Source organism: Bradyrhizobium sp. CCBAU 51753, from assembly GCF_015291565.1.
Taxonomy (GTDB): Bacteria; Pseudomonadota; Alphaproteobacteria; order Rhizobiales; family Xanthobacteraceae; genus Bradyrhizobium; species Bradyrhizobium ivorense.
In genome coordinates this window covers 5,294,203-5,320,635 of sequence record NZ_CP030037.1, presented here as the reverse complement: position 1 = coordinate 5,320,635, position 26,433 = coordinate 5,294,203, and the positions used below count along the sequence as shown (strand labels likewise).

Sequence of the window (26,433 nt, the reverse complement as noted above, 5' to 3'; positions counted from 1 at the left end):
GATGGACGCACTCAATCCAACCATGCCGCCGGCGGCCGTCGAGCCGCCGCCGCTCCCGCCGCGAGTCTGGAAGTTCTGGGGCACCGCGCTCTGGGGCCTGTTCATTTTCGGCGCGATGTTTGTCGGCCAGGTCGCCGTCATCGTCTACTGCGTGCTGCTGCAGGGCGGGCCGCTGTCGGTCGAGGGCATCACCCACGTGGTCGCCGACGGTCTGACCATCTCGCTGTCGGTGCTGGCCGGCCTGCCGATGGTGCTGCTGGCGCTGTGGGTCGCGATCCGCACGACCCGAATTCCGTTCGCCGACTATCTCGGACTGCGCTGGACGTCCTGGAAGAACATCATCATCGGCATCGTTGCGATGGCGGTGCTGATCGGCGGCTGGGACATGGTGTCGCGCGCCGCCGGCCGCGAGGTATTGCCCGGCTTCATGGGTGATGTCTTGAAATCAGCCCAGGCCGATGGCGCCTTGTGGCTGCTGGTGATCGCCTTCGCCGGCGCCGCGCCGGTGTGGGAAGAGCTGTTCGCGCGTGGCTGGCTGTATCGCGGCTGGTCGGAATCCCGGCTCGGCCCTTACGGCGCGATCGTGCTGTCGGCGCTGGTCTGGACGCTGATGCACCTGCAATACGACTGGTTCTTCCTCTGCGAGGTGCTGTCGATCGGCTTGCTGTTCGGCTATCTGCGCTATCGCACCGGCTCGACCTGGCTGACCATCGTGCTGCACGGCCTCAACAATCTTGCGGCAACGATCCAGACCTGGTGGCTGACGGGGTGATGGTTCAAGATGGCAGAGGGGGGCTGCCGGTTTGGTGGGTGCGCATCTCGTCCGCCCACTCCGTCAAACATTGCTCAGCATAGCGCAGGCCTTTGGTGGTCCGCTCGAGGCAGTCCTGACCAACATCGCTGTCAGGACCACGGGAAATGGCCTCGGCGATGTATAGTCCAGCCATGGACACCCCCCTCGTTACCTCCTTCAGGGCCAGGATGCCGTCGCGCTGCCGAGCTTGGGCTTCTGCGGTTGTGGGCCGCGCTTCCTCTGCAAGGGTCAGTTGGGACAACGCTCGCAGGCCCAGCCAGCTGAAAATGCCGCATAGCTGTCTCACTTGTTCAGGCGCAGTGCGCGGATCGAAGCCCTTGACCGTGCCCATGAGCTTGGCTTTTCGGGCGACAAGCTCGGCAAGTGCTGCCGTCACGGCGCGCGCGCCCGCCTCGGTGAAAGCATAGGGGCTTGCGACGTGCGCCATGGGCAGATCGTCGAGCGCGATCCGTTGTGCCCAGCCTGCACGTTCCATTTGCGACCACAACGCATCGTTGGCGCTGCCCACCGTCGTGATCATCACGCTTCCGGGACGCGCCGCCGCGCTTTCATTGACGGACAGATCGCCGGAAGAAAGGGTCGCGAGCCAGAGGCAAAGCTGACGGGCGTCGAAGTCAGACGAATTGGAACCGGGGTTCACACGTGCAGCCCGCCGCTTGCTTGAAAAGGCACGTATGATGTTGGCGAAATAGGTTTGAAGCGATGATTTGGAATTGCTGTTCACGCGCGCAGCCGCCGGTTGCATGGAGAGGCACGTATAGCTTTAGCGAGACAGGCTTGAAGCGACCGTAAAGGCCAAAGGTCGACTTGTGTGTATTTTCCAAGAACGTCGGCTCGTGGCCCAAGGTCGACATGCTTCCACGCTCGCCCCGACATCGCCGTGAGGCCAGAGCGAACGTGACAATCTTTCGATCGCACGTGACGAGCTGCGCGAGCGGCGGCGCGTTGCCGCCCGCCGCGCATCCAAGCCAGTGCCTCAGATCAGCAAGAAGCTGTTTGCGCTGAGCTGGCTCAGGCTGAAATTGTCCACTACGATGTTGTTGGCCGCATTATGCGGATCGCTGATCACGACGTTGCCATGCCCGTCATTGACGGCGTAGTGCGCAAGGATGTCGGCGACGCTGCCGAACGTGGATGCCTGCAACACAATGGTGTCCGGCTTGCCGAAATCCCTGATTTCGTTGTGACCAAAATTGTCCTGGAATACGAACTGGTCTGGACCGTTGGCGCCGGCCAGCCGATCGTTGGGACCGCCCAGCAAGACATCGGCGCCGTTTCCGCCTGCCAGGATCTGGTGACCGAGTGTTCCATCGAGGATGTCCTGGCCATTGCCGGCCGACATCGTCTGACCCGGCGTGCCTGCCAAATAAGTCTGGCCGTGCGCAAAGGTGGTGATCGTCAAGCTCGCGGTTGCGGCGCCGCCCTGAGCGTCGGTGACCGCGTATGTGAACTTGTCCTGAGCAAAGCCTTGTGCCGGAGTACGCGCGGTTGCGTCCGATTGATAGGAGTAATGCCCATCGGAGGACAAGGTCAGCGACCCATACTTGCCTTGCAGTTGTTGGCCGACGGTACCACCGTTCAATGCCGCGACCGCGATCGTGTCGCCATCCGGATCGGAATCGTTGGCGAGCACGTTTCCGGAGACCAGGCCTCCCTTGCTGACACCGGCAATTTCGGCATTCGCAATCGGAGCGCGGTTGATCGTGATATCGAGTGCGGCGTCGTCGGTGCCGCCGTTCCCGTCGCTAGCCGTATAGTTGAAGCTGTCGTGCAGGTGGATGCCGGTCGGCGCCGAGGCGAGGGCAGCGCTGTTGTCGGCCGCGTAGCCATAGTGCCCGTCCGAAAACAGCGCCAGATGGCCGTAAGTGCCGGCCGTGGCGACGCCGACATTGGCCGCGAGCCCATTGACGGCGCTGACGACAAGCTGGTCTCCCTCCGGATCCGTATCGTTGCCGAGAACGCCGGGCGCCGCGACCGTCGTGCCGGCAGCTTGCGCATGGCCAACATCGTTCACCGCCACCGGCGCGTCGTTGTAGGTTCCGTTGAGGGTGATCGCGATGTCGCGCTGCGCGAGGCCGCCATTGGCGTCGGACAGCGTGACCTGAAAGTGCTCGACACGGGTTTCGCCGGGAGCGAGGAACGCAACGGCCGCGTTGTCGACGGTGAATTGCCAGTTGACCGAACCGCCGGTGCCGTCGCCGGTGGTATCGGTGTGCAACGAGGCCGTGAATGTTCCGACCGCGCTCGGCGTCAGCGGGGTCACGGTGACGGTGTGGGTGTCGGCGATATCCGAATCCGAGAAGCCGAACGATCCGGCGGTCGCGAGCAGCCCGGTGACGCCGCCCTGCAACTCGGCAACCTGCCCGGGGGCCGTCCAATGCGCATTGAGCGAGAAGCCGAGCGTCGCCGCTGCAACGCCTTGCAGCGCTGCGGCCACCTCCGGTGTGATGCCGAGATCGGCCGCGGCGTGCTCGGTGGCACCGAGCGAGCGGGGGTCGAGGCCCGTCAGCGTTCCGAACAGCGTGAGCGCGCTGAGATAGGAGCCGTATTTGGAGGCATGCAGATTGTCGTCCCACCACAGGTCGACCTTGCCGTCGGCGCCGGCATCGGGCGCGTAGGGATTGCGGATCGCGGTGCCGTTCTGAACCGCGGCGAGGAAGGCGGCGCCGACCGGAGCCACGCCGGCGAAGATCGGATTGGATGCGGCAAGGCCCTCATAGGCGGCGCGCAGATCCGCCGTCATCGCCTCGAGCGAGACGTAATACTCGGGCGCCGTCGTCGTGGTGTTGGTGACGGCCCCGGTCTGGTCGTCGGTGTTGGCGACGATCGCGCCCGTCACCATGTTCGGCCGCGCCCAAGTCTCGTACAAATAGACGTCGGTTGCGGCATTGGCGTGCGGGTTGGCCGGAACGGCGCCGTCGGCCGCGCCTGACGTCGCGTACTGCGCGAGCTTCACGGCATAGGTGTTGAAGGACGCAAGGTTCGGATCGGCGGCCCCCGCCGTCGCGAAGCTGTTCGCGCCCGTGACGGTGAAGTCGTTTCCCGGCAACGTTGCCGTTCCCGAGACGCTGAATTTGACGGTCAACGGCGCGGCGTTCGAGCCCGTCCGCGTAAACTGGTAGACCAGATTTCCGGAGCCATCCTCGAAGACCGCCGACGCGGCCAGGCTGAGCGAGATGTTCGGCAGCGAAGTATCGGTGCCGGGCGCGAAGTCGTCGTTCAGGATGGTGGCGGAGATTGCGCCCTGCGTGCCGACATTGTAGGCGGCGTTCGCGCTGAGCGTCAGGCGGATCGATTCATCGGCCTCTACAGTGGTGTCCGGCTTCGGATCGAGCGTAAGGGTCGCACTGCTGGCGCCCGCCGGAATGACGACCGAGCCGCTGTTGCTCGTGAAGCTCATGCTGCCGGTGGTCTGCTGGCCGTTGGCCTGGAAGCTGGTCGTAAACAGATTGACGAAGTTCTCGAAGTCGCCGGTCGAGGTGTTGACCGAGGGCGCCGTGCTGCCGTCACGGGCCGCGCCGAATTGAATGGTGAGCGGTGTGTCGGTCGGTCCGGTGCGCGTGAAGGTGTAGACCAGCTTCTGTGCGCCGTCCTCCAGCACCGCGCTCGGAGAGGCGACAAGCGTGACCGTCGGGAGCGCGGGATTGACGACCGGGCCGCTCGGATCGTCGTTCAGGATGGTGCCGGTGACGACGCCCGCGCTTGTCCGATAAGATGGGTCGGCGGTGACCTGGAGGCCGATCGTCTCGTCGGTTTCGATCTTGGTGTCGGCTGTCGGATGGATGACCAGCGTCGCGGTCGAGGACCCTGCAGCGAAGGTGATGGAGCCGGACCCCGAGGGCAGGGCCTGGGTGCTGTTGTCCTGCAGCACGACGACATCCCAGGGCTGGCTCGCGACGTTGCCGCGCAAGTCCCAACCGGCAGGATTGCTGTTGAGGTACTGGCCCTGCAGCGTCGCGGCGTTGCGGGCCGAGATGGCGACGTCGAGCTGCAGGCCTGACTGCTCGGCGAACGCCTCGAAGATGCCGGGAACGCCACCCCAGGGATGCGGCTCGTACGGATTGGACCCGGTCGTGTTCGCGAATGTGGTGCCGGGCACCGGCGCGGTCAGATCCCGTACGTTGTCGATATTGTAGCTCATCACCGGATCGACGCGGCCGAACGTGAAGCTGTTGCCCACGAAGAGAATCGAGCCGCCGGAATCGAGCTGGATCGAGCTGTCAGTCATGATGTTCCTTCCCTAACGCCACGAATTGAAAATCGGGCGGAATCTTTCTCGTTGGACCGGGCCACCAAAAACCACGCCTGTCGTGATGTCAAATATATGAAAGTGCGGTATGTCATATCCTATGGATATGGAGCTTCGACATTTGCGCTACTTCCTGGCGGTGGCCGAGGCCGGGCATCTGACCCGCGCTGCCGCCCGGCTCAACATCCAGCAGCCGCCGCTCAGTCAGCAGATCAAGGCGCTGGAGAACCATCTCGGCATGGTGCTGTTTCGCCGCCATGCCAAGGGCATGGCGCTGACCGAGAGCGGCGAGCTCTTCCTCGAAGAGGCCCGGCGCATCCTCGACGGCGTTGCCGTCATGGAGCAGCGCATGGCACGGGTTGCCAAGGGCGTGCGCGGCCGTCTCGCGATTGCCTTCACGACCTCGGCTGCCGCCCATTTGTTGACGCCGCGCGTGCTGCGGCTATTCCGCGGCCGCTATCCCGAGATCGAGCTCTCGCTGTCCGAGAACAACGCCGGCGAGATCACCGAACGAATTGCCGCGGGCGACCTGCATTGCGGCTTTCTGCGCGTGCCGGTCGCACGGCCGCCCGGCCTGGTGTTCCGGACCCTGTTGAGAGAGCCGGTGCTGGTCGCGGCGCCGCTCGACCACCGCCTCGCGCAGAAGCCGCGGGCCGGCAAGAATGCCGCCGTCGCGCTCAAGGAATTCCACGGCGAAAATCTGATCCTGGTGCGACGCGCCGGAGCGCCCGGGCTCTATGCCGACCTGCTGGCGCTGTGTGCGGAACGCGGCATCTACCCGAACGTCGTGGCCGAAGTCGAACGCATGATGACGAACCTCAATCTGGTGGCCGCGGGTGCGGGGATCTCCGTCGTGCCGGCTTCGATGCAGCAGGTGCACGCGAAGACGGTGGCCTATCGCCCGCTCGCGAGCAGCGTTCGCCTGAATGCGCCGCTGACGCTGGTCTATCGCGCCGCCGACCACACCGCCGCGACGGCGTTTTTCGTGGAGCTGGTGACGACAACCACCGCCGGCAGCGACAGCGCGCGTTCGTGAGGACGGGCAGGGCTATCGCATAGGGCTATCGGCCACGCCCCATAGCTCGTCATGCCCGGGCTTTGGGCGAGCGGCGTCAGCACGGTTTCGGAATTTTGGAAAAATACCCCTGAGTTGCCCGACGTGTCAAGGCGCCATGTCGAACGCCATGTCGAACGCCGGCACCCGCCGCCGGCTACTTTGCATGGGGTTGTTTTTCGGCATTCTTGCGGGAGGGGGCCGCAAGACTGAATTAAGCTGATTTCGTCGCGCGTTAGGGGCCGACCACGGCAATCGCGATCGGCATCGTGATCGCCGCCAAAATCGTCTGCAGGGTGATGATCTGGGCGAGCAGCGGCGCGTCGCCGCCCATCTGGCGCGCCAGTACATAGGCCGACGGCGAGGTCGGCACCGCGGCGCAGGCCGCGACGATGGCAAGGTTCGAGCCGGTGACGCCGAACCACACCGCGAGCCCGACCGTGAGCACGGGCATCGCGACCAGCTTCAGGGCCAGCGCCACGCTCGCGGCGAGGCTGGGACGGAAGATGCCTTTCAACTGCAATCCGGCGCCGGTCACGAGCAGGCCGATCGCCAGCGACGAGCCGCCGAGCGCATCCGCAACGTCATGCCAGAGTTTCGGCAACGGGATGTGCAGCACGTTGATGGCGAGCCCGATGACGCAGGCCCAGATCAGCGGGTTCTTCACCACAGTCATTACGATCGCACCGGCCGACCGCTTCTCGGATGAGGCATACTTCGCCAGCACGGCGACGCTGAACACGTTGACCAGCGGGATGATCGCGACCATCGCGACGGAGGCCAGCGCAAGCCCAACCTTGCCGTAGAGATTGCCCGACACCGAGAGCGCGACATAGGTCTGCCAGCGCGTCGCGCCCTGGAAGATCGAGGTGAAGGCCGGGCCGTCGACCCCGGCGCCGGCGAGCGGGGCCCGCAAGGCGAGGCAGAGCAGCGACATCACCAGCGCCGCGAGCAGCAGCGCGCCGCCGACGCCGGCGATCGGCACCGCGGTCAGATCCGCCTTCACCAGGGTCTGCACCAGCAGCACCGGGAACAGCACGTAATAGGTGAGCTGCTCCAGCCCGTGCCATTGCGTATCGAGCCGCATCAGCGTCTGCCTCAGCACGATACCGAGCACGATCAGCAGAAACACCGGCAGCAGCGCCCCGATCACCACCGCCATCGTCAGCGGTCCCCGCGCAGCTTCGCCAGCCGGTCCAGCGCGCCCTGCAGGATGAAGATCGCGGCGTGCTCGTCGATCACCTCGGCGCGCTTGGCGCGGCTGACGTCCATCCCGATCAGCTCGCGCTCGACCGCAGCGGTCGAAAGCCGCTCGTCCCACAGGGCGATCGCGAGCGGAGTGAGGCCGGCAAGATTGCGGGCGAAGGCCCGGGTCGATTGCGCCCGTGGGCCCTCGCTGCCGTCCATGTTGATCGGCAGGCCGAGCACGAAGCCGACCACGTTGCGCTCGGCGGCGATCGCCAGCAGCCGCGCCGCGTCGGCCTTGAATTGCTTGCGCTGGATGGTCTCGACGCCGGTCGCGAGCCGCCGGTCCGGATCGGAGACGGCGACGCCGATGGTCTTGGTGCCGAGATCGAGGCCGACCAGCGCGCCGCGCTCGGGCCAGTGCGGCGCGGCTTCGATCAGGGGGAGAATGGGGGCAGGCATGACCCAGCGCTTAGCATGCGCCATGGCGAGCGCGCAAAGCTCTTGCTTCACCTCTCCCCGTCGGGGAGAGGTCGGAGCCGTCATTCGCGGATACCGTTACCGGATCGCGATCGGGTTGATCATGCTCTGCACGCCGCCACGCCAGCGCGGCTGGCCGAGCACGAACAGGAACTCGTAGCCCTTGTCCTTGGCAAGCTCGGCGGTGTCCATGTTCTCGAGGATGTAGGTGCCGTTCATCGCGAGCAGGATCTGGTGCACCTCGAACACGGTCTTGCCCTCGAACGGCAGCACCTCCAGCGCCCAGGTATCGGCGCCGACGGCGACGACGCCCTTGCTGGTGAGGTATTTTGCGCCTTCGACGCCGAGCCCCGGCTCGCCGGCGGAATAACGCTTGTCATCCTTGCCGATCAGGCTGAGCCAGCCGGTGTGGAAGATCACGACGTCGCCCTGGCGGATCTCGACGCCCTGCTTCTTGGCGGCTTCGTCGATCTCCTTGACGTTGAACGCGGTGCCTTCCTTGACGATGTCGGTGTTGTAGTAGGCCGCCATGTCGAGCAGCACGCCGCGGGTCACCATCGGCGGCACCTTCTCGATGCCGAGCTTCTTCAGGCCGTTGGGATCGGCGAAATCGGCCAGCTTGTTGCCGTTGTAGTAGACGTGCGCGACCCCGAGATGGCCGAGGCCGTCGAGCTGGCTGCCGATGCCGACCCAGGTGTCGATGATATCGTCGTTGTAGGTGGCCTTGTTCGGACCGAGACCATCGATGCCGGCCTGTCCGGGCTGCACGATGGTGATCTTGAAGGTGCGCGGCGGGTAGGCCGGGGTCTTGGTGTCGACGGGGATGCCGAGCGCGTAGGTCTTGCCGGTCTTCACCAGCGACGCCGCCTTCACCACGAGGTCGGGCGTCATGTAGTTGGCGGCACCGATCTCGTCGTCCGGTCCCCATTTCGATTTGGTCCAATCCTGAGCGCCGGCTGTTCCTGGCATCCCCAACAAGGCAATCGAGCAGCACAAGACGAATGCTTTCCGCATCGCAGTTCCTCCCAGAGCTTTGACGTTTTGGTTATGGGTTAGCGTCTCATACTAACGTAGTAGAATGACACGCTTCAAAAGATTTCCGGGAAGGCTGCGCTTAAATCCGCGGCAAGCCCGCATTCGCAATTGCGATATTGCCGGATTCACTTGTTGCAAGGGCAGGCCGGGCCGGCATCACGCGGCAGCGGAGGCTTCCTGCTGGTCGAGGCAGGCCAAGAATCCCTGCAGCGCGCTGTACTGATGCGCGGTGCGGCGCTGGATGAACAGTGTCTCGACATGCGCATGCGGCGCCTTCAGCTTGTGGATGTTGACGTCGCGATGAACGTGATCGCGTTCGACCACCGCGCGCGGCAGCATGGTCACACCCATGTCGGCGGCGACGCAGCCGATCATGCCGTCGAGCGTGCCGAACTCGAAGCGCACGGCCGAGGGCCAGCCGAACTCGGTGAACACCTGCTCGAGGCGCTGGCGATAGGTGCAGCCGGTACGGAACACCAGCGCGGTCGGGCCGGACTCCGGCGTGCCGGCGCGCAGCGCGGCGAGCGAGGTCCAGCGCTGTGCGGTGACCAGCACCAGTTCTTCGGTGAATGCAACGGTCGTGGCGAGCTCGGCATGCTCGATCGGGCCGGCGACAAATGCGCCGTCGAGCGATCCGTCGAGCACGGCGGCGACCAGATCGGCAGTCGGTGCGGTGCGCAGCGTCAGCCGCACGGCGGGATAGCGGCGGTGGAATTCGGCCAGCAGCGTTGGCAGCCGCACCGCCGCCGTCGTCTCCATCGAGCCGATCGACAGCGGACCCTTCGGCTCGCCATCGTCGCGCGCAGCGAGCACGGCCTCGCGCGACAGCGCCGCCATTCGTTGCGCGTAAGGCAGCAGGCGGCGGCCGGCGCCGGTCAAGGTCATGCCGCGGCTGTGGCGCTCGAACAGCGTGGTGCCGATCTCGGCCTCCAGCGCCTTGATGCGCTGGGTGACGTTGGATTGCACGGTGTTGAGCTCTTCGGCGGCGCGGGTGATGCCGCCGAGCCGGGCGACGGTGGAAAAGGTGAGGAGGTCGGTCATTTCCATCGCGAGCTCCGTTTCATTTCAGAGATGGTAGCGTTCTCTAGTATTCATTTTCCGAGAATGTTAGGCCTGCTTACGCTTCGAGTCCAGAACAGGGAGCAAACGCATGCCGATCAGTACCGAATTGACGGCGCGGCTGGGTATCCAGCATCCGATCCTGCTGGCGCCGATGGACACGATCTCGGGCAGCCGGCTGGTCCGCGCCGTCAGTGAGGCCGGCGGCTTCGGGATTCTCGGTGGCGGCTACGGCGACAGAACGCGGCTCGAGATTGAAACTGCGAAGCTGAAGGGTTTTGCAAAACCGTTCGGCATCGGCTTCATCACTTGGAGCCTGGCCAAGCAGCCCGAATTGCTCGACATCGCGCTTCAAGCGCAGCCGCGCGCGGTGATGCTGTCATTCGGCGATCCCGCGCCGTTCGCGCCCAGGATCAAGGCGGCGGGTGCGCTGCTGATCTGCCAGGTGCAGAGCGAGGAACTGGCAAAACAGGCGCTCGATTGCGGCGCCGACATTTTGATCGCGCAGGGCACGGAAGCGGGCGGTCACGGCGCGTCGCGCACCACGATCGACATCGTGCATGCGGTCATCGATTTCGCGGCCGGCCGCGTGCCGGTCGTTGCCGCCGGCGGGCTCGCGGACGGACGCGGCCTTGCCGCGATGCTGATGCTCGGCGCCTCCGGCGTGCTGATGGGAACGCGGTTCTATGCCAGCGTCGAGGCCGATGCGGCCGAGCAGGCAAAGCAATTGATCTGCGCGGCGCGGAGCGGGGAGACGGTGCGCAGCGTGGTGTTCGACTGGTCGCGCAAGCTGATGTGGCCGGCGCCGTTCACCGCACGCTCGCTCGTCAACGATCATTTGCGGCGCTGGAGCGGCCGCGAGATCGAGCTGATGCAGCGCGCGGACGAAATCGCGGTGGAATATGCTGCCGCGAAAGCCGCCGGAAACTTTGACGTCGCCGCAGTGTTTGCCGGAGAGTCCGCCGGCCTGATCCATGATATTGCTCCAGCGGCCGAGATCGTCGGCCGCATCATCGCCGAGGCGGAACAATCGCTGCTCGGACGGCGCAACTTCTTCCCTTCTCCCCTTGTGGGAGAAGGTGGCGCGCATCGATAGATGCGAGCCGGATGAGGGGTCTTTCTCCGCGGAGACAACCCCCTCACCCGGTTTCGATGCTTCCGCGTCGAACCCACCCTCTCCCACAAGGGGAGAGGGTAGTTCTGAGCAAGCCTGGAGAGACACACCATGTGGCCTGACCGTCGTTTGATCGATCGCTTCAACATCGAATTTCCGATCGTGCTGGCGCCGATGGCGGGCGCGATCGATGCCGAGATGGCGATCGCCGTGGCGCAAGGCGGCGGCCTCGCGTCGCTGCCGTGTGCGATGCTGTCGGCGGAGAAGGCACGCGAGCAGGTCAACATCGTCCGCCAGCGGGTGTCCGCGCCGGTCAACCTGAACTTCTTCTGTCACAAGGCGGTCGACGCCGACCCGGCGCGCGAGGCGACATGGCGGCAGCGGCTGGCGCCTTACTATCGTGAGCACGGCCTCGACCCGAACGCGCCGGTCAATGCCGCCAACCGCGCGCCGTTCGACGACGCGTTCTGCGCCGTGGTCGAGGAGCTGAAGCCGGAGGTCGTCAGCTTCCATTTCGGCCTGCCGGAGCCGAAGCTGCTGCAGCGGGTGAAGGCCACCGGAGCCGTCGTGCTGTCGTCGGCGACCACCGTGAAGGAGGCGATCTGGCTGGAGGAGAACGGCGCTGATGTCATCATCGCACAGGGTGCGGAGGCGGGCGGTCATCGCGGCATGTTCCTGACCGAAAACATCGCCGAGCAGCCCGGCACCTTCGCGCTGGTGCCGCAGGTGGTCGATGCGGTGAAGGTGCCGGTGATCGCGGCCGGCGGCATTGCCGACGGGCGCGGGATTGCCGCGGCGTTCGCGCTCGGCGCCGCCGGCGTGCAGATCGGCACCGCCTATCTGCGCTGTCCGGAATCCAAGGTGAGTGCGCCAGCCCGCATCGCGCTGGCGCAGGCCAGCGACGAATCCACTGTCATCACCAATGTGATGACCGGGCGCCCGGCGCGCGGCGTCGCCAACCGCGTGATGCGCGAGGTCGGCCCGATTTCGCCGGATGCCCCGGCGTTCCCGCATGCCGCAACCGGCCTCGGACCGCTGAAGGCAGCTGCCGAAAAGCAGGGCAGGGTGGATTTCACCAACCTCTGGGCCGGGCAAGCGGTGCGGATGGGCAAGGAAATGCCCGCCGCCGAACTGACCCGGGCGCTGGCGGGCGCTGCTTTGGCGCGGATGAGCCAGCTAGCGGGCTGACTGTTTTCACCTCTCCCACAGGGAGAGGTCGGCGCGCCAGCGCCGGGTGAGGGGTTGAGGTCTCTCGATAGACCGTAATCCCTCACCCGATTTGCTGCGCAAATCGACCTCTCCCGGAGGGAGAGGTGGCCCAGTGCTCATGTTCGGCGGCGGTTGCGGCGCAAAACCGGCCTCTGCTATACGGCAGGCTGAGCTTTCAGCCCTGAGGCCATATATAATGTCCGTAGACGCCACGACCGTCCGCCGCATCGCGCATCTGGCGCGGATTGCGGTCAGCGACGCCGAAGTTCCCCATCTCCAGGGGGAACTGAACGCGATCCTGGCCTTTGTCGAGCAGTTGTCGGAAGTGAACGTCGAGGGCGTCGAGCCGATGACCTCGGTGACGCCGATGGAGATGAAGAAGCGCGCCGACCTGGTCAATGACGGCGAGATCGTCGACGCCATCGTCCGGAATGCGCCCGACACCACCGATCACTTCTTTCTGGTGCCGAAAGTGGTCGAGTAACCCTGTATCTGGGAACGTCAGTCCGATGTGTCTGCTCTGCGACGACGAGAAGGCCTACAAGGCCTATATGGACTTCCTCGATGCGATGGAGCGCAAGGGCAAGGTTGCCGATCCCAATGAGGCGATCGATGCCGTGCTCGACCAGCTCGAAGCACTCGACGCAGCCCGCGCCAAGGAAAACAAGGCACGGCTGGACGATCCTGCCAACGACAAGACCCTGTCTCCCTTCTTCTGCAGCCCGATCAATAAATGACTGATTTGACATCGCTGACGATCGCGGAGGCCCGCGCGGGCCTCGCGAGCAAGTCCTTCACCGCGCGCGAGCTCACCGACGCGCATCTTGCGGCCATCGAAGCTGCGCGCGTGCTCAATGCCTATGTGCTGGAGACGCCGGACCGCGCGCGGGAGATGGCGAAAGCCGTCGATGAAAAGATCGCGAAGGGCGAGGGCGGGCCGCTGGCCGGCATCCCGCTCGGCATCAAGGATCTGTTCGCGACCCGCGACATCAGGACCACGGCGTGCTCGAAAATCCTCGGCAATTTCGTTCCGCCTTACGAGTCGACCATCACCTCGCAGCTGTGGCGCGACGGTGCCGTGCTGCTCGGCAAGCTCAACAATGACGAGTTCGCGATGGGCTCGTCGAACGAGACTTCGTGCTTCGGCCCGGTCACCAACCCGTGGCGGCGCGAGGGCTCAAACACCACGCTGGTGCCGGGCGGCTCGTCCGGCGGCTCGGCCTCGGCGGTGGCCGCTTCGCTTTGCATGGGCGCGACCGCGACCGACACCGGCGGCTCGATCCGCCAGCCGGCGGCGTTCACCGCGACCGTCGGCATCAAGCCGACCTATGGCCGCTGCTCGCGCTGGGGCATCGTGGCATTCGCGTCCTCGCTCGACCAGGCCGGACCGATCGCGCGCAGCGTGCGCGACGCCGCCATCCTGATGCGCTCGATGGCCGGGCACGATCCGAAGGACACCACCTCGGTCGATATCGCCGTGCCGGAATACGAGGCCGCGATCGGCAAGTCCGTGAAGGGCATGAAGATCGGCATTCCCAAGGAGTATCGCCTCGACGGCATGCCGGCCGAGATCGAAAAGCTCTGGAGCGAGGGCGCCGCGTGGCTGAAAGCGGCGGGTGCCGAGCTGGTCGAGGTGTCGCTGCCGCACACCAAATACGCGCTGCCGGCCTACTACATCGTCGCTCCCGCGGAGGCCTCCTCGAACCTCGCGCGCTATGACGGCGTGCGCTATGGCTTGCGCGAGGGCGCTAAGAACATCATCGAGATGTACGAGAACACCCGCGCCGAAGGCTTTGGCGCCGAGGTGCGCCGCCGCGTCCTGATCGGCACCTACGTGCTGTCGGCCGGTTACTACGATGCCTATTATCTGCGCGCGCAGAAGGTGCGCACGTTGATCAAGAAGGATTTTGAGGACTGCTTTGCCAAGGGCGTGAACGCGATCCTGACCCCGGCGACGCCGTCGGCCGCGTTCGGCATCGGCGAGAAGGGCGCCGATCCCGTCGAGATGTATCTCAACGACATCTTCACGGTGACGGTGAACATGGCGGGGCTGCCCGGCATTGCGGTGCCCGCCGGCAAGGACGCGCAGGGCCTGCCGCTCGGTCTGCAGCTGATCGGCCGCGCCTTCGACGAGGAGACGCTGTTCTCGCTCGGCGAGGTGATCGAGCAGGCCGCCGGCCGCTTCACGCCGCAAAAATGGTGGTGAGCGATGGCGGATTTCCGCGCCAGTCTCGCTGAGGCCGCGCCGGATCCGACGCTGGCGCCGCCGCTCGCCGCGCTGTGGTGGGCGGCGAAGGGCGATTGGGACCGGGCGCACCGCATCGTGCAGGACGAGGATGACGCCAATTCGGCCTGGGTGCACGCCTATCTGCACCGCGTCGAGGGCGATCTCGGCAATGCCGGCTATTGGTATCGCCGCGCCGGCCAGCCGGTCGCAAAGGACACGCTCGAGGCCGAATGGGAGCGGATCGTCGCCGCGCTGCTGGCCTGAAACCACCGCGACAATTAACCCTGTTTGGTCCGCCATGCCGCCGCCCAGATTGGCCATGATAGGCTTGTGGAACCGGGGGCGGGGGCCAGCGGCAAGAGAGTAGTCGTGCGTGGGTCGGGTAAAGGGGGATGGCTGTCGGCGCTGCTGGCGGCCGTGATGGCGGCGGGCCTGGCGGGCTGCGCGTCCGTTTACAATCTTCCGGGCAACGTGCCGCTCGGCGCGGCGTTCGCCGACAGCAACGGCGTCACCGACCTTCCGAGCTATGAAGACGATCTGCTGCTGGCGTTGTCGTTTTCCGGCGGCGGCACCCGCGCGGCGGCGTTTTCCTTCGGCGTGCTGGAGGAGCTCGATCACGCGCGCTCCGGGTTGGCCGGCACCAAGACGCTGCTCGACCGCGTCGACTTCGTCTCGGGCGTCTCAGGCGGATCGATCACCGCGGCCTATTTCGGATTGAAGCGGCGCGCGGCGCTCGAGGATTTCCGCCAACGCTTCCTGCTGCGCAACGCCGAAGAGGACCTGAAGACCAGGATCTCGCTCGGTAATATCGGGCGTGCGCTGGGCGGCGGCGTCAACGACAGCCAGTTCACCGACTGGCTCGACCGCAACCTGTTCAACGGCGCACGGTTCGAAGCGTTGCCCGACGATCACCGGCCGCGGGTCTGGATCAACGCGTCCGACATCTACAACCGCACGCCGTTCGTGTTCGGCAAGACCGCCTTCGACGCAATGTGCAGCGATATCCGCTCCTACCGCGTCGCCGAGGCGGTAGCGGCATCGGCGGCGGTGCCGCTGGCGTTCGCGCCGATCGTGCTGGAAACCTTTCCCGGCGGCTGCGCGGCGCCGCTGCCGCCCTGGCTCGAGCGGGTGCGCAAGGATCCGAATGCGCAGCCGCTGCTGCGCTCCTACGCCGAAGCTCAGGCGCGCTACCGCGACGGTTCGATGCGCTACGTCAAGCTGCTCGACGGCGGCCTGGTCGACAATTACGGCCTGTCGGGGCTCAGCATCGGGCTGCTCGCGGCGCAACGGCCCTATGAGCCGCTCAGCGAGCGGCAGGCCGCAAAGCTGCGCCGCATCCTGTTTCTCGTCGTCGACGCCGGCCGCGGCATCTCCGGCGATTTCGTGCAGACGCTGGAAGGACCAAACGGCGTCGAGCTGGTGTCGGCCGCGGCCGACACCGCCATCGATGCCAGCGTGCGCTCGAGCTACGCGGCGTTCACCGCGCTTGCCGACGACTGGTCGGGCAAGCTGAAGCGCTGGCGCTGCTCGCTGTCGGCGGCGGATCGCTCGCGGCTCGGCGTCGGCGCCAACTGGAAATGCGGCGACGTCGCGATCTATGTCGAGCGGCTCGGCTTCGACCGGCTCGGGCCGGAGCGCGCCGGCATCCTCAACGCGATCCCGACCCGGCTCTCGCTGCCGCCGGAGCAGGTCGACCAGCTGATCACGGGCGGCGCGGACGCGCTGCGCACCAGCAAGGCCTATCAGCAGTTCCGGCGCGGGCTGTAAGGCCGCTTGACTGCCGCGATCGGTTGCGCGAAGCCCAATTGACCCCAGATATCGTCCTATCCGGAAAACCAGACCCATGACTGCATCTGCCGCTCCTCACAAGCTGATCAAAGGCGCTACCGGCGACTGGGAGGTCGTGATCGGCATGGAGGTCCATGCCCAGGTCACCTCGAACGCAAAGCTGTTCTCCGGCGCCTCCACCGCGTTCGGCGGCGACCCCAACAGCCATGTCTCGCTGGTCGATGCCGCGATGCCGGGCATGTTGCCCGTGATCAACGAGGAGTGCGTCCGCCAGGCGGTGCGCACCGGTCTCGGGCTCAATGCCAAGATCAATTTGCGCTCGGTGTTCGACCGCAAGAACTATTTCTATCCGGACTCGCCGCAGGGCTACCAGATCAGCCAGTACAAGTCGCCGATCGTGGGCGAGGGCGAGGTGGTGCTCGAGCTCGACGGCGGCCGCACCGCCACCGTCGGCATCGAGCGGCTGCATCTGGAGCAGGATGCCGGCAAGTTGCTGCACGATCAGTCACCGACGATGACCTATGTCGACCTCAACCGGTGCGGCGTCGCGCTGATGGAGATCGTCTCCAAGCCCGACATCCGCGACGCCGAGCAGGCCAAGGCCTACGTCACCAAGCTGCGCTCGATCCTGCGCTACCTCGGCACCTGCGACGGCGACATGGAGAAGGGCAGCCTGCGCGCCGACGTCAACGTCTCGGTGCGCAAGCCCGGCGGTCCGCTCGGCACCCGCTGCGAGATCAAGAACATGAACTCGGTCAACTTCATCGGCCAGGCGATCGAGTACGAGGCGCGGCGCCAGATCGAGATCATCGAGGAGGGCGGCGCGATCGAGCAGGAGACCCGGCTGTTCGATCCGAACAAGGGCGAGACGCGTTCGATGCGCACCAAGGAAGAGGCGCACGACTACCGTTACTTCCCGGATCCCGATCTGCTGCCGCTCGAGTTCAGCCAGGCATTCGTCGACGACCTCAAGGCGCAGCTGCCGGAACTGCCGGACCAGAAGAAGTCCCGGTTTATTACGGGCCTCGGTCTATCCGCTTACGATGCGAGTGTGCTGGTCGCCGAGCGCGAGAGCGCCGAGTTCTACGAGACGGTGCTCGCCGGCCTCGCCGACAAGGCGCGCGACGGCAAGCTCGCCGCCAACTGGGTGATCAACGAACTGTTCGGCCGGCTGAACAAGGAAGGCGTCGCGATTGCGGCGTCGCCGGTGTCGGCCGCGCAGCTTGCCGCGATCGTCGACCTGATCGGCGAGGGAACGATTTCCGGCAAGATCGCCAAGGACTTGTTCGAGATCGTCTGGCAGGAAGGCGGCGATCCGCGCGCGCTCGTCGAGAGCCGCGGCATGAAGCAGGTCACCGACCTCGGCGCGATCGAGAAGGTGGTCGACGACATCATCGCGGCCAATCCCGACAAGGTGGCGCAGGCCAAGGCGAAGCCGCAGATGGTCGGCTGGTTCGTCGGTCAGGTGATGAAGTCGTCCGGCGGTAAGGCGAATCCGCAGACGGTCAACGACCTCCTGAAGTCCAAGCTCGGTATCTGAACGAACGAGACAACGACGTTGTCCTTCGTTCTCCTTGGCGCATGATCCGTCCGGATCATGCGCTCACGCCGTCTCCTCAGCGTCGTCGCGCGCGCGTGAATGGCGCGTGATCCTGCCTCACCCCGTCCCTTGATCGGCGCAACGTCGCGGTCGGCGCCGAATCGCCGGGAGCCGTGACTCGACCGGGAATCGGGTTCGGATGACCTCCGACGAGGCAAAAGCGAGCTTACCCACGAAATTTTTTTTCATTGCCAAAAGTTGCGACTCGGAGGCCCCGGCGCCCCGTCTCGCGTCGTTGCGTCCGACTCATTGCCGCGACGCCGTCGCTTCAATTGCTCGAATGCAAATTCAGGAAACACCTTTAATTCAAGCGTTTCGCGCAACGTTGACAAATGCCGATGTCGGCAGCGTCTGCATTTCTTGCATCGTTGCGCCAACGCGCCGTCGATTTTTTCGGCGACGCGCGCTGCACGCAGACGCACCGCTGCGTCAACACTTCCTTAAGCGGGACACTGTTTTTTTTGCCCTGTTGGTGTATTCGGGAAGTAGTGCATATCGATTCCCGAGTGCACGCAGCGAAGTAAGAGCCATCTCACACACTGGAGGGCAACATGGCTAAGAAGGCAAAGAAGGCGAAGAAGGCGAAGAGCGCAGTGAAGAAGACTGCGAAGAAGACCCGCAAGGTCGCCAAGAAGAAGAAGTAAGCCTCTCGCCTCGAGAGGTTCGCCGGCGGCTTGACGCCGGCACGTCGCGAGGGCCAGCGGACGGACTGCTGAGAGGCACATCCCCGCAAGGCCCTGGTCGACGAAAGAGGGTGTCGGCGAGACATCAGGTCAAACGGCTGGATCGAATTTCGGAGAGGGCCCCTTTCCCAAACCGATCCGGCAGAAGAAACCAGAGATTTCTTCGTTCGGTGCGGAGCCCATTTGGTTCCGCAGTTTCACCGGCGGCAATGCCGAGCTGAAATCTGGTCCTGACGTGTTCGCCGACCCCCTCGATCCGGCGGCCCGCGCAGTCCGCGCCCCGCCAGCCATTTCCCCAAAACTCATTCTGGAACGTCACTTGGCCCGTCGGCCTTGTGCGCCGTGCTGCGTCCAAGCCCGATCGGCTTGCGGCCGGTCACCGCGACCGGACCTTCTATCCCTCCTTGCGATCCTTCCGCCCATTGCGTGACTGCTGCACGCCAGCGACCGCGACCGGCCGAGCTGCGCGGCCAATCTCCGCCATGGTTATCGTAGTCCGAAACGCAAGGGTAAACCGGCGTTCACGAATGCAGAGAAGTGCCTGCGGCACAGCGACTTCTTCGATTCCCTAAACCGCTACGCGCGCCGCCCATTTACATCCCGTTCATCGCGATACTTAAACCGCTCTTCAAATTTGCTGGGCCATGATCATCCCAACAAGCCGGCCAACGGCGAGCGCATGATTCAAAGGATCAGCGCGGCGCATAATCCAAGGGATTAGCGCGGGGAGACAGAAGGCGTTTTGACAGTGGACGGGGGCCGCGCTCGGGGGAGGGCGGCAACAAGAAAAGGGGAGCTACCATGTTTCAGGGTTTCATCGATCAGGACGCGGCCATCCCGGTTGCCGCGACCGCGATCCAGGATGTGCTGTTCGAGCGCGGGATGTACTGGGCGAGCGGCCGCTCCGGCGTGGTCAACCTCGTCGCGGCGCACAAATGGTTCAATCTGGCGGCGCTCAAGGGCCGCACCGACGCAATCGCGCACCGCCGCGAAGTCGCCGAGCAGATGTCCGACGTCGAGATCGCCGCAGCCCAGCGCGAAGCCCGCGCCTGGATGACCACCAACTGAAACGCCTGCCGGCGGCCCGCACGCCACCGGGAAACCGTCTCAGTCCTTTCGCTGTGCGCGGTCGGCGCGCAGCGCCTGCCAGACGGTGATGTCGCGGTCGTCCGCAAGCAGTTTTGGCAATGCCTCGTGCCACGCCCGCCGATAGGGCCGGTGCAACTGCACATTCAGGACGTCGTCGTGATCCTCCCAGGTCTCGTAGAGCATGAAACGGCAGTCTGATGCCGGGTCGCGATGCAGAATTGCTTCGTGGAACATGGGCTCGGATCGCATGGCGTCGAGCACGCCTTCCAGCAGTCCGAGAAAGCGGGCGCGCTGATCCGGGATCACGTTGAACTTGATCAGGTAGGTGACGGCCATTGCGATGGTTCCGATCTCCATGGGCTGTTCGATCACAATGGGCAGTGCGGGGAACGAGGTCGATTACCCCAGGGGTAGGGCTGATGTCGTTGGGCTCGACGCGATCGGCGAGTTGGTTCGGGTCGTCGCCACAGCGATGAGCGCCGCGACGACGTTGGCGGCGGCGCTGATCGCCACCGGAATGACGTAGCTGTGGCTGACGTCGAACACGAAGCCCGCGACGCTGGGGCCGAGCAGCGTGCCGAAGGCGACGCTGGTGTAGAGGATGCCGATGATGCCGCCGACATAGCGGCCGCCGAAATGATCGGTGACCACGGCGGGCAGAATCGCGACCCAGCCGCCATAGAACACGCCGAACAGCAGCGCGAAGGCCGCGAGCGACCGGAAGTCACCGGCGACCGCCCAGATCGCCAGCGAGACCGCCATCCCGGCATACATTGCGATCAGGAACGCATCGCGGCCGAGCCGGTCGGCGATGCCGCCGAGGAAGAAGCGGCCGGCGGTAGAGCCGACGCCGATCATGCCGAGCAGCAACACGGCGAGGGCGGGCGTCACCTGATGGTCGACGGCGAACGGCACGAGGTGCACGAACGGGACGAACACGCCGAACGCGCTGATCAGGCAGGCAGCATAGAGCCCGGCGAAGCGTGGCGTGCGCACCGCATCGCGGATCGATACGCCGGTGCGGATCGGCGTGCTCGCCGCTGCGCCGAGCGGATCGCCGTCCGGTCCGGTGCCGTGACGGCGCGGATCGTCTGCGATCAGCAGCGCTGCGCTGATGCCGGTGACGACGGCGACGATGCCCAGCACGAGATAGGCCTCGCGCCAGCCGAGAGTAGCGATCAGCCAGGTCGCGAGCGGCGGCATCACCAGCGTCCCGACACCGATGCCGCTGACCGCGAGGCCCGACGCAAAGCCGCGCCGCCGCACGAACCAGCGCTGCACCGCGCCGAGCGTCGGCACATAGGCGCAGCCGACGCCGGCGCCAATGCCGATGCTGTAGGCGGCATAGACCTGAACGATCGTCTGCGCGCGGCCCGCCAGCAGCAGGCCGAGACCGACCAGCGCCATGCCGAGCGCCGCAAGGCGGCGCGCGCCCCAGCGGTCGGCAAGCGGACCCGAGATCACGCCGAGGCCGAAATACAGGAAGCCTGCAAAGGAGAACACCAGCGACACCGAGCCGCGCGAAGCGCCGAACTCGCGTTGCATGGAGTCCACGAAGGAGGAGAATGTATAGGCGCTGCCGAAGCCGATAAACGTCACGACGAATGCGGCGCCGACCACGAACCAGCCGTGGAACAGTTTTGCCTTTGCATGATCGGCGATCACAGCGGTGTTCCTCATGATTGCTCCGTTGATGTTTGGCGGCCGCCGGCGCTGGCCGCGGGATAGAGCAGCATCTGCGTGCAGCGAAACAGCGCGATGGTCCTCCCGCTCGCCTCGCTGCGGATCTCGGCATCCCACACCTGCGTGGTGCGCCCGGCATGAACCAGGCGCGCTTCGCAGCTCACGCGTCCTTCGCGCGCGGTGCCGATGAAGTTGGTCTTCAGCTCGCTGGTGGCAAAGCCGCGTGCACCTTCCGGCAGGGAGGCGAGGCAGCCGAACCCGCACGCGCTATCGGCCAGCGCGACGATCGCAGCACCGTGCAGAAGTCCGTGCGGCGAGAAGTGCTTTGCGGCGACCTCGAATCCGCCGCGGACCAGGCCCTTGCTGGCCTCGGTCCATCGGAACTCCAGCACACCGGGCAGGCTATCCACCTGCGATGTATTAAAGTGATCGACCAGGTTGTTCATGTCCTTTGGCATCACCTAGAAAATCTAACGTGTAGAGGGGCCCGCTGCTTGCCTATGGGGCAGTTTTTGGATGTTGTTTCTTGATAAAGCAGCGTAATTTGCCGTCCGGCAAACGAGAATAACTTCGTCTCTGAGATTAGAAATTATAAATCATGGAGCAGAGGCTTCCACCGCTGAATGCACTCAAGGCATTCGAGTCCGCCGCCCGCCATCTCTCGGTGAAACTGGCGGCTGAGGAGCTTTGCGTGACGCCCGGCGCGGTCAGCCAGATGCTGAAGACGCTCGAAGCGCATCTCGGCACAAAACTGTTCGAGCGCGTGCCGCGCGGCATCTATCTCACCGACGCCGGCCGCGATTATCTGCCGTCGATCCGCAACGCGTTTCGCCAGATCGCGGAAGCCTCGCGCCGTGTCGCTGCGTCGAACGACGTCGGCACGCTGACCGTCAGCGTCACGCCGTTCTTTGCATCGGCCTGGCTGGTGCCGCGCATGGCGTCGTTTCAACGCGCGCATCCCGAGATCGATCTGCAGATCGTCACCAGCAATGTGCTGGTCGATTTTTCGCGCAACGGCGTCGACGTCGCCGTGCGTCACGGCCTTGGCCGCTATCCGGGACTGCGCAGCGACCGCGTGGTCACGGTCGAGATGGTGGCGATCGCGGCGCCGCCGCTGGTCGAGCGGCTGGGACGGCCGACATCCGCCGCCGATCTCGCACGCTGGCCGCAGGTGCATGATGCCGAGCGCAAGGGATGGAGCCTGTGGTTTCAGGCCAACGGCATCACCGAGGTGCGCGCGCCGCGCGGGCCCTCGTTCGACGATTCAGGTCTGCTGCTGAAGGCCGTGCTGGCCGGGCAGGGCGCCGGCCTGCTGCCGGCTGCGATGGTCGCGAGCGAGATTGCAACGGGCGAGCTGATCCAGCTGCTGGACCTGCGCAGATCGAGGAGTTTGCCTACTATCTCGTCTGTCCTGACAACAGGCAGGCGCTCCCGAAAATCGTGGCGTTCAGGGAATGGATCCTGGGACCGGCTGCCCACGCCGTCCCTGCCGGAGCTTAGCTAAGGCGGGCGCGCAGGTGACGCGTCGATCATGGTCGCCGCGATCGTCCACGCGCTGCACGATGTGATGCGAATTGCCTCCATGATCCCGGCAATGTGACTGCGCATGAGTGGTGGCGTTGAAGCTCGCACATCACATAAAGGGCGAAGGAGCCCGATGATGCGTGTTGCTTTGGCGTTGGGTGTGGTGGCGATGCTGTGGAGTGCGGCTGCCGACGCCGCAACGGTTCATCACCGGCGCATGCGCCACCACGTCATCGTCCGTCCAAGCGAACCGGTCGCAGCCCCAGCCTGGTACGGATTTCCCGGCTACAAGCCGATCCCGCCGGAGGAGAACCGAAATCTCGATCCGTCCAACTTCGGTAGCGGTTGAGCTTTCGACGGTGCCCGATTCGCAACAGGTGCCCGGCGCCGAACCGCCGGGGCCGGCGACACCTTGCTAAGCACCAACCGATTTGGCACTCTCAGCGCGGACACGTCATCCGACCGAGGGCGTTATGCAAAAGTCATTTTCTGCGATCATTGCCACGGCCGCTGCAGTCGTCGTTCTTTCATCGACTGCGGCGCAAAGCGGGGATTATCCGTTCGGTGATCCGCCGTACCGGCTCGACTACGGGTGGAACGAGCCACAAATCGAATCGGGCTGCTGGAAATGGAATTGGCAGCTGTATCAGTGGAACGACTACTGTCCGACCTACATCCGTCCCAAGGCCTATATGTACCCGCGAGCCGCTCGCGCGGTGCTTCGCACAAAGGGGTGAGGGTACTTTCGGGATGATGAGGCCGCGTCATGCCAATCGGGCTGACGCGGAGCGCGCTAATCCGCGATAGCCTTCGGTAAAGCCATCATCGCATTCCGGAAAACCGCTTCGCGCTGTTCCGGATCATGAATGCGCGATGGTGCACGCCACCCGGCTGTGCTTGCCGAAATTGAGCAAGGCGTTGTCCCTGAAGCCGTCCAGCCAGATGCCGCGACCGGCGTAGCGATAGCCGACGCCCATCGGCACGTGTCGTACGTGCACGCCGCCGTGATGACCGGTGCGGAGCGAGGCTGTCACCACTTCGCCCGCGACCGATACGGCAATCGGGCAGAGTGGATACTGACGACCGTTCTCGCAGGAGAAGACGATCTCGCAGCTGCCGACCGGTGCCTTCGTGATCAGGCCGAGGTCCGCGGCCGCCGCCGGCCGGGCATTGCCCGACAGCGTCACACCCAAGGCCAGAATGCCCGCGACCGTGTAGCAAAACCGAGTACGCATCAGGGCCCCCTCGTCAGCCATAAGCAAAGAAATTCAGCAAAAATGTCTTGTGCTAAATGAGCAAAAAAACCTGCCAAGGTCAAACCGGTCCCGTGCGACCTCCGATCACGCCGGATGCCGTCATTCGACGGCTCCCGGTTCGCGATCCGATCGTGCAGGGCAACTGGAATTGCGGCGACATGGGCCCGTAAAGCACCGGTCTGGCGTCGGGGCGCAAGTGTTGCAACTTTGCTGCACTGGATCGGAATTACGCGAGAGGCCGCTTTGCGGGGTCGCGGTGCCTTTACTGGCCACAATTGGCCTGCAACTGGTGGGGCATTACCGAGTCGCTTGGTTGGAATGCTTCAACGACCTGTTCGGACCGCAGCAAATGCGGCCTGAAGAACATTGGGAGTGGCAATGATCTTCCGTGACCGCATTGCAAGTTCGCTGCTCGCCTTGGCGATTGTCTCGGCGCCCGCACTAGCGGCCGCGCAGACGCCGTCGCCTCAACCGGTCAACGCGGCGGCTCAGCCCGGTCACGACGCTCCGTCGTTCTCCGGCCCCAGCTTTCGCAAAGGTCTGTGGCGCTTTGTGCGAACGCTCGATGTAGTCAGGGACGCCAACAAGAACTTCAAGTATCGGGTCGTCAACGCGGAGACGACACGCTGCGTCGATCCCACCCACGCGATGAAGGCGACCTTTTCCACTGCGCCCGTCGGTACATGCGTTTCGGACAAGCCCGAGAAGGTCGGCAACAAATACACGTTCGGACGTCGCTGCGACTACATGGGCGCGGTCAGCACCGTCATCACCGTGCGCAGCGACGAGGCCTACACAGAGCTGAACGAGGTCAGCGTCGGCGAACATCCCAGGACCGACCTCGTGGTCGCAACGCGGATTGGCGATTGCGAGGACAGCGCGGCGCGCAATTCCGACATCTCGGCCGCGGCGCAGCTGCGCAACTAGCCCACAATCTGCCCGCTATCGGCCTGACCGCGTGAGCCCCCGTCGCCGGTCCGCGTCTTCCCCCACAGCCTGCGAGGCGAGCGTTTACCGGAACTTAACGCGAGTGCCTTGGAATGATTCGATGCCGCGCCGGGCGCGTGCCGCAAGCCGAAACGATGCAGCCCAAGTGGCGCAGCCGACAGGAAATCGACAAATGAGCTCAGGTGGGGACTTCGGGCCGTCGAAGATCGCCATGCGCACGCTCTGTGCGGCGATAGCCTTGTCCGCCTCCGTGCTCGCTTCGCATGCTTCGGCGGCCGAGCAGGAGTTTGGCGGACCGACGTTTCGGAAAGGCATGTGGCGGTTCGTGCGAACGCTCGAGGTGCTCACCGCCACAAACGGCCGGCACAAATTGTTTGAGCGGGAGATGACGCGTTGTGTCGATCCAACTCAGGCGATGAAGGGCACGTTTTCGTCCGCTTCAATCGGGAATTGTCATTCCTCGAAGCCGGAGAAGGTCAGCAACAAATACGTCTTCTCCAACCGGTGCGACTATATGGGACCGGTCAGCACGGTGATCACGGTGCTCAGCGAGGAAGCCTATACCGAGGTCAACGAGGTCAAGGGCGTGGCGCCGCGGACCGACCGGGTGGTTGCCCGGCGGATCAGCGATTGCCACGAGGACCGGGCCTCGCTTGGCCAGCCCGCCGGACCGCACGAGGACATCCCGCAGGAGCGGGAGCACGATGAGAGTGAGCCGCTCTAAAGCGAGCGATCAACGCGCGCCTTCCTCATAAAGCTTGTCCCATCAGATCTTTTGCTGGGCTCCCGGGCCGCTGACCGTGACGGTGATCTTCTGGATCTCAGTGCGTCCGCCCGGATACTTGACTTCGATCGTCAGCGAATCGGCGCCGAGGAATTCGGGCGGCGCCTTGTACAAGGCAACGTAAGCAGGCACCTCGAGCGCCAGGCACGCCTTGTAGTTGGTGGCCTTTGCCTTTCCGGATCGCACCACCACTTTGCCCGCGGCCGGCGGGCTGACCAGCCGGATGGTCGGCAGGGGCCCTGACGTGCAGTCAGGTAACACGTTGAGATAGATGCCGATTTGGGTGTCCCGGTTGGGCTGGGCCCGAACCGAGCGCTCGACCGTAGTCTCTGACGGGACCGCTTTCGGGTCTTGCGCGGACGCGGTGCCGACCGAGCAGCAAAGCAAGGCCAAGGCGCACATCTGAATGATCACCCGCATCGGCCACTCCAACTTGCCCTGGCAATAAGAACTAAAGTCTTCAGCCCACCGCCATCCGTGTTCGCCCGGGCTTGAATGCCTAAGCCTTTGTTCTTGAAGCCCCGGCATGGTTAATTTTTACCACACTCGTACCGAAAGTATTGATTAACCAAATACATTTCTTGACCGGCGCGAGGGTTAACAATAGCCTAAAGCTAAATTTTTCAGCAAGTTTTTCGCGAATTCTTTGATC

The 26,433-nt window shown here is 64.8% G+C and carries 27 protein-coding genes; 16 read left to right on the top strand and 11 right to left on the bottom strand.

Going from position 1 to position 26,433, the window contains the following annotated elements; genetic code table 11:
• Position 1: 1 nt before the first annotated feature.
• A complete protein-coding gene (locus XH93_RS24165; protein WP_194469409.1) occupies positions 2-772 on the top strand; it encodes a CPBP family intramembrane glutamic endopeptidase in 771 nt (256 codons plus the stop codon).
• A gap of 4 nt (positions 773-776) precedes the next feature.
• Here XH93_RS24165 and XH93_RS24160 read toward each other — a convergent pair whose 3' ends face one another.
• Positions 777-1,538 (bottom strand): hypothetical protein, encoded by a 762-nt coding sequence (locus tag XH93_RS24160; protein ID WP_194469408.1) that lies wholly within the window; start codon positions 1,536-1,538, stop codon positions 777-779.
• A 252-nt stretch (positions 1,539-1,790) separates the two neighbouring features.
• Complete coding sequence (locus XH93_RS24155) at positions 1,791-5,042, bottom strand: Ig-like domain-containing protein (protein ID WP_194469407.1); 3,252 nt, start codon at positions 5,040-5,042, stop codon at positions 1,791-1,793.
• A gap of 109 nt (positions 5,043-5,151) precedes the next feature.
• Here XH93_RS24155 and XH93_RS24150 point away from each other — a divergent pair, with 109 nt between their 5' ends.
• Positions 5,152-6,099, top strand: a complete 948-nt coding sequence (locus XH93_RS24150) for a LysR substrate-binding domain-containing protein (protein ID WP_210340398.1) — start codon at positions 5,152-5,154, stop codon at positions 6,097-6,099.
• A 253-nt stretch (positions 6,100-6,352) separates the two neighbouring features.
• Here XH93_RS24150 and XH93_RS24145 read toward each other — a convergent pair whose 3' ends face one another.
• The 4 genes from XH93_RS24145 to XH93_RS24130 form a co-directional block, all read right to left on the bottom strand.
• The gene (locus XH93_RS24145) at positions 6,353-7,279 is read right to left on the bottom strand and encodes an AEC family transporter (RefSeq protein WP_194469406.1); all 927 of its coding nucleotides are present in this window, start codon (positions 7,277-7,279) and stop codon (positions 6,353-6,355) included.
• Between the two features lie 2 nt (positions 7,280-7,281).
• Entirely contained in the window at positions 7,282-7,764 is a 483-nt protein-coding gene (gene ruvX, locus XH93_RS24140; protein ID WP_139862825.1) for a Holliday junction resolvase RuvX, read from the bottom strand.
• A gap of 96 nt (positions 7,765-7,860) precedes the next feature.
• Positions 7,861-8,796: a cyclase family protein gene (locus XH93_RS24135; protein WP_194469405.1), complete on the bottom strand. Its 936-nt coding sequence runs from the start codon at positions 8,794-8,796 to the stop codon at positions 7,861-7,863.
• A gap of 177 nt (positions 8,797-8,973) precedes the next feature.
• On the bottom strand, positions 8,974-9,864 hold the full coding sequence (locus XH93_RS24130; RefSeq protein ID WP_194469404.1) for a LysR family transcriptional regulator: 891 nt from the start codon (positions 9,862-9,864) through the stop codon (positions 8,974-8,976).
• A 103-nt stretch (positions 9,865-9,967) separates the two neighbouring features.
• Between XH93_RS24130 and XH93_RS24125 the strand changes: the two genes are divergently transcribed.
• The 9 genes from XH93_RS24125 to XH93_RS24085 all read left to right on the top strand — a co-directional run bounded on the left by XH93_RS24125 (position 9,968) and on the right by XH93_RS24085 (position 19,565).
• Positions 9,968-10,972, top strand: coding sequence for a nitronate monooxygenase family protein (locus XH93_RS24125; protein ID WP_194469403.1), 1,005 nt, complete (start codon positions 9,968-9,970; stop codon positions 10,970-10,972).
• A 129-nt stretch (positions 10,973-11,101) separates the two neighbouring features.
• Positions 11,102-12,178 carry a nitronate monooxygenase family protein gene (locus tag XH93_RS24120; protein ID WP_194469402.1) on the top strand — a complete coding sequence of 359 codons (1,077 nt, stop codon included), beginning with the start codon at positions 11,102-11,104 and terminating at the stop codon, positions 12,176-12,178.
• A 217-nt stretch (positions 12,179-12,395) separates the two neighbouring features.
• A complete protein-coding gene (gene gatC / locus XH93_RS24115) occupies positions 12,396-12,683 on the top strand; it encodes an Asp-tRNA(Asn)/Glu-tRNA(Gln) amidotransferase subunit GatC (protein WP_139484236.1) in 288 nt (95 codons plus the stop codon).
• Positions 12,684-12,708: 25 nt separating this feature from the next.
• Positions 12,709-12,936, top strand: coding sequence for a hypothetical protein (locus XH93_RS24110; protein WP_139862830.1), 228 nt, complete (start codon positions 12,709-12,711; stop codon positions 12,934-12,936).
• Positions 12,933-14,405 (top strand): Asp-tRNA(Asn)/Glu-tRNA(Gln) amidotransferase subunit GatA, encoded by a 1,473-nt coding sequence (gatA, locus tag XH93_RS24105; RefSeq protein ID WP_194469401.1) that lies wholly within the window; start codon positions 12,933-12,935, stop codon positions 14,403-14,405. Before XH93_RS24110 ends, gatA begins: the two co-directional genes overlap by 4 nt.
• 3 nt (positions 14,406-14,408) lie before the next feature.
• Positions 14,409-14,690 carry a hypothetical protein gene (locus XH93_RS24100; RefSeq protein ID WP_194469400.1) on the top strand — a complete coding sequence of 94 codons (282 nt, stop codon included), beginning with the start codon at positions 14,409-14,411 and terminating at the stop codon, positions 14,688-14,690.
• A gap of 141 nt (positions 14,691-14,831) precedes the next feature.
• On the top strand, positions 14,832-16,193 hold the full coding sequence (locus XH93_RS24095; RefSeq protein WP_194475318.1) for a patatin-like phospholipase family protein: 1,362 nt from the start codon (positions 14,832-14,834) through the stop codon (positions 16,191-16,193).
• Positions 16,194-16,269: 76 nt separating this feature from the next.
• Positions 16,270-17,754 (top strand): Asp-tRNA(Asn)/Glu-tRNA(Gln) amidotransferase subunit GatB, encoded by a 1,485-nt coding sequence (gene gatB / locus XH93_RS24090; RefSeq protein WP_194469399.1) that lies wholly within the window; start codon positions 16,270-16,272, stop codon positions 17,752-17,754.
• Positions 17,755-19,298: 1,544 nt separating this feature from the next.
• Complete coding sequence (locus XH93_RS24085) at positions 19,299-19,565, top strand: hypothetical protein (RefSeq protein ID WP_139484241.1); 267 nt, start codon at positions 19,299-19,301, stop codon at positions 19,563-19,565.
• A gap of 39 nt (positions 19,566-19,604) precedes the next feature.
• On the opposite strand, the gene XH93_RS24080 is transcribed toward XH93_RS24085, so the two are convergent.
• The 3 genes from XH93_RS24080 to XH93_RS24070 all read right to left on the bottom strand — a co-directional run bounded on the left by XH93_RS24080 (position 19,605) and on the right by XH93_RS24070 (position 21,715).
• Positions 19,605-19,922 carry a putative quinol monooxygenase gene (locus XH93_RS24080; protein ID WP_194469398.1) on the bottom strand — a complete coding sequence of 106 codons (318 nt, stop codon included), beginning with the start codon at positions 19,920-19,922 and terminating at the stop codon, positions 19,605-19,607.
• Between the two features lie 63 nt (positions 19,923-19,985).
• Positions 19,986-21,266, bottom strand: coding sequence for an MFS transporter (locus XH93_RS24075; protein WP_194469397.1), 1,281 nt, complete (start codon positions 21,264-21,266; stop codon positions 19,986-19,988).
• Complete coding sequence (locus XH93_RS24070) at positions 21,263-21,715, bottom strand: PaaI family thioesterase (RefSeq protein ID WP_194469396.1); 453 nt, start codon at positions 21,713-21,715, stop codon at positions 21,263-21,265. The genes XH93_RS24075 and XH93_RS24070 overlap by 4 nt, the downstream gene beginning before the upstream one ends.
• 152 nt (positions 21,716-21,867) lie before the next feature.
• Here XH93_RS24070 and XH93_RS24065 point away from each other — a divergent pair, with 152 nt between their 5' ends.
• The 3 genes from XH93_RS24065 to XH93_RS24055 all read left to right on the top strand — a co-directional run bounded on the left by XH93_RS24065 (position 21,868) and on the right by XH93_RS24055 (position 23,530).
• A complete protein-coding gene (locus XH93_RS24065; protein ID WP_246799287.1) occupies positions 21,868-22,773 on the top strand; it encodes a LysR substrate-binding domain-containing protein in 906 nt (301 codons plus the stop codon).
• Between the two features lie 156 nt (positions 22,774-22,929).
• Positions 22,930-23,142, top strand: coding sequence for a hypothetical protein (locus XH93_RS24060; RefSeq protein WP_194469395.1), 213 nt, complete (start codon positions 22,930-22,932; stop codon positions 23,140-23,142).
• 124 nt (positions 23,143-23,266) lie between these two features.
• A complete protein-coding gene (locus XH93_RS24055) occupies positions 23,267-23,530 on the top strand; it encodes a hypothetical protein (protein ID WP_139484247.1) in 264 nt (87 codons plus the stop codon).
• Positions 23,531-23,653: 123 nt separating this feature from the next.
• Here the strand turns inward: XH93_RS24055 and XH93_RS24050 are convergent, their stop codons facing one another.
• Complete coding sequence (locus tag XH93_RS24050) at positions 23,654-24,028, bottom strand: hypothetical protein (RefSeq protein ID WP_139862837.1); 375 nt, start codon at positions 24,026-24,028, stop codon at positions 23,654-23,656.
• Between the two features lie 399 nt (positions 24,029-24,427).
• Between XH93_RS24050 and XH93_RS24045 the strand changes: the two genes are divergently transcribed.
• Together XH93_RS24045 and XH93_RS24040 are read left to right on the top strand one after the other, a co-directional pair.
• Positions 24,428-24,976 carry a hypothetical protein gene (locus XH93_RS24045; protein ID WP_194469394.1) on the top strand — a complete coding sequence of 183 codons (549 nt, stop codon included), beginning with the start codon at positions 24,428-24,430 and terminating at the stop codon, positions 24,974-24,976.
• A gap of 121 nt (positions 24,977-25,097) precedes the next feature.
• Positions 25,098-25,721, top strand: a complete 624-nt coding sequence (locus XH93_RS24040) for a hypothetical protein (protein WP_246799286.1) — start codon at positions 25,098-25,100, stop codon at positions 25,719-25,721.
• 42 nt (positions 25,722-25,763) lie between these two features.
• Here the strand turns inward: XH93_RS24040 and XH93_RS24035 are convergent, their stop codons facing one another.
• Positions 25,764-26,201: a hypothetical protein gene (locus XH93_RS24035; RefSeq protein ID WP_229179342.1), complete on the bottom strand. Its 438-nt coding sequence runs from the start codon at positions 26,199-26,201 to the stop codon at positions 25,764-25,766.
• Positions 26,202-26,433: the final 232 nt, after the last annotated feature.